Source organism: Aliivibrio logei (genome assembly GCF_001691055.1).
Classification (GTDB): domain Bacteria; phylum Pseudomonadota; class Gammaproteobacteria; order Enterobacterales; family Vibrionaceae; genus Aliivibrio; species Aliivibrio salmonicida.
In genome coordinates, this window is the sequence record NZ_MAJU01000035.1 from 1 (window position 1) to 3,845 (window position 3,845).

Annotated in this window: 1 protein-coding gene; it reads left to right on the plus strand. The window is 43.8% G+C overall.

The window, feature by feature from the left end:
• Nucleotides 1-3,845: Ig-like domain-containing protein (locus tag A6E04_RS20485; RefSeq protein ID WP_139078903.1), on the plus strand; the 3,845-nt coding region annotated here is incomplete at both ends.

Here is a 3,845-nt window from a genome sequence, read left to right on the forward strand (position 1 = left end):
TAATACGATCTCTGTAACGGCACGATTGGATGATAGCTCTGACTCGGGAGTAAGTGATTCTGATCGGATCACCAGTGAAAATACGCCGACGTTATCGGGTACAGGACAGGATGGAGACACCATCACTATTACGTTATCGGGCCCTGGTGGCTACCGACATGAAATGGTAACGACGGTGGTCAATGGAGTATGGCGTGTTACTTTTGATGCAAATAATGCATTAACTGTTGATGGTAAATACACATGGGAAGTGGAAGCGACAGACGCGGCGGGCAATACGACGTTAAAAGAGAGTGATTTTACGTTAGATACATCGGCACCGACGGCATCAACAGAGTTAATGAATGACAGTGGTGTTGCGGTTGATGATGGTATTACTAAGAATGATCAGTTATCCATCAAAGTGACAACCGCAGGGAATGCACACGAAGTACGTTTGGTCATTTGGAAGCAGGGCGAAACAGCTGCGGATGCAGTGTTTAATGCCACGCATCAGTTGGCGGGATCAGCGATCCATACGTTCACATCAACTCAGTTAGAAGAAGGGCGCTATCAATACAAAGTGATTGTAATTGATGCAGCGGGTAATGAATCTGAAAGTGCGATAGCAAACGTTACGATTGATACATCAGCGCCTATCTTAGGAGGGGTGATTCAGGAAGATACATTGAATGGCACCTACGTTAATGATGCAGAAGTCAGCTTCACGGGAACGGCTGAGGCAGGCTCTCGTGTTTACTTCACATTAATGGATCGCTTAGGCAACCTTGTTGAAGTGAGCCCTGCGTACGCAGAGGCGATAGGTGGCAGTTGGACTTACACTTTATCGGCGGTAACAGCTGAAGCTCTTGTGGATGGAACCTACAATTGGAGTTTTATTGCTCAAGATGTTGCAGGGAATAGCTCAGTACCAAAATTGGGATCTTTTAATTTAGATACCGCGCAACCTGAATTACGTTTTACGGGGATCACAGCAGCAACAGACAGTGGTGATAATACGTCAGATATGCTGACGAATGCGGATAATCCAGTCTTTACTGGTTCAGTAACAGAAAATGCTAAAATTACAGTGGTATTAACTTCAATACCTGCTGGACACACGTATTCATTTGAAACGCCTGCTTTTGTTAACGGTTCTTGGACCTTAGTTGCTACGAGTGTTATTGCGGAAGGCAGCTACAATGTTGTAGTGACGGCCATTGATATGGCTGGTAATAGCAGTAATGTAGTAACGTCAGAGACTCACCTTGTTATCGATAGAACGGTAGAAGGTGGTGATGATATTGGCTTACACGCGGATTCAGATTCAGGCATCGTTGGTGATGATCTGACGAATAATTCATCCATTCAACTGGAAGGACAAGTTGAGCTAGGCAGTAAGGTTACGTTGAAATCGTTGTCTACTCCAAGTGGAACATCTATTGATGTGAGTGCTGTAGCGGCGGTGACGGTTGATGGAAGTGGTCACTGGGTTATTTCGTTGCCTAATTTTGGGGCAGAGCAAGGTGTTTACACTTATACCATTGAATACGTTGATGCAGCGGGCAATACAAAAGAAGTGAATGGCAGTTATGAGCTAGATACACTGATCAGTATTTCTGCTGTGCTAGAGGCTGGACAAGTCGAAAATAATGGTGTGTTATACACTAAAAATGATTCTCCAGTATTTAAAGGGGCAGGGACGCAGGGCGATCGTATTGCTTTAACGCTATCAGGGCCTGGTGGAAGTGAAGTACTTAATGCCGTGGTTGGCAGTAATGGAACGTGGTCTATTGATGTTGCTGCCCTAGGGAGTGATGGCATTTATAATTGGTCTATTGTGGCAACGGATGCGGCAGGGAATACTGACAGTACACAGCGTGGTGCTTTCACTTTAGATACAACACCACCGTCAGTACAATCACTTGAGTTATTAACAGACAGTGGCTCTAGTGCCTCTGATGGGATAACACAAATTACCACACCAGATATTAAAGTTGTCACTGCGGGAGCTGCACATCAAGTCAAACTTTTGGTGTGGGAGGCAGGAAGTACGTCTGCATCGGCTGTTTATAATTCCGGTTTTGTTACGGTAAATGGTGATGGTAGTTATACATTCTCAGTGCCGACACTAGAGAATGGCCACTTTGAGTACCAAGTGATAGTGGTTGATATTGCTGGTAATGAAGCGGAGTCTGCTGTTGTTGCGATGACGATTGACACTGAGCTACCAACTCTTGGTGCAGTACAGCTTCAAGGCATAGAAAATGATGACTATGTGAATGATAACCAACTTGTTTTTTCAGGATCTGGGGCCGAAGTTGGAGCTCGAATTTATTTAACTGTAATAAATACGGCGGGTGTTGCCGTTGATTTATCACCAGGTTTTGTCACGGTGAAAGACAATGGTACGTGGACATTTTCATTACCAGAGAGCCTTGATTTAGCGGATGGTGCCTATACATGGTCTGTATTTGCTCAAGATGCTGCTGGTAATAATTCACCAGCACAATCTGATACCGTCATTATTGATACACAACTGCCAATTGTGGAGTTCACGGGATTAACTGAAGCAACAGATTCTGGGATAAATCATACAGATATGTTAACGAATTCGTTACGCCCAATCTTCAGCGGCAGTGTGACAGAATCGTCTAAAATAAAAGTAATTTTGCAAACAGGCTCTACAAAAATAGATTTTGAAACAAGCACTTACAGTAATGGCAATTGGACACTGGCCGCTTCTCGAGATATTCCTGAAGGGTCTTATACGGTAACGGTGGTTGCTACTGATAAAGCAGGTAATATCAGTGAGCCTGTAGTCAGTGATAAAACATTGGTAATAGATCGCACTGTTACTGGTGGGGATGATTATGGTCTGAGTACAGATACTGACAGTGGGACACCAAACTCTGATGACATCACTAACTTAACTTCGGTTAAATTGTCCGGTAATGTAGAAGCTGGTACTAAAGTGACGCTTGTTTCTTTAGATAATCCGAATGGTGTTGCGGTTGTTATTCCAAATAATGTGTTCGTAACCGCTGGCCAAGATGGATCATGGACGTTAAATGTCCCGGTATTTGGGAATGAAAATGGTGAGTATAGTTATGCCCTTCGTTATGAAGATATTGCTGGTAACGTTAAAAATGTAACGGGTAATTTTACCTTTGATAATGAGATTAATCTGACGGCTCAATTTGATTCTCAAACGGGTCTATCTGGTGATGGGAGCGTGTTTACTAATACGAAAGAGCCAGTGATCTCGGGTACAGGGGATCGTGGCGATAAGATCAAAGTGGTGATTAGTGGCCCTGCGGGCTCACAAACATTGAATACGGTTGTTGCTGAAAATGGCTCGTGGTCAGTCACCGCCGCTGAAATTGTTCAAGATGGTATTTACTCTTGGACTGTTACAGCGACGGATGTGGCGGGTAATGACAGCGAGATAACAAAGAGCTTTACACTTGATACGACGGCTCCAACAGCAACTACGGATCTTCAAAATGACACCGGTTTTGAGTCGGATGATAACTTGACTAATGACGGTGCGTTGAACATTCTTGTGAACACACAAGGTAATGCATCAGAAGTAACGTTAACTGTGTGGCGAAGTGGAGCTCCTGGTTCGTTAATCATTAATGAGACTGTTAACCTTAATGGTGCGGTATCGCATGAATTTACAACCAGCGATCTTGCTGAAGGTAACTACCAATATAAAGTGACTGTGACAGATATTGCTGGTAACTCTGCAGAGTCATCTGTGGCGAATGTAGTCATCGATAAAACAGCACCGACGTTGAGTAATGTCGCTTTATCAGACGACAGTGACACCAGTTTAGTGACTGGCAGTAATCACTCTAATG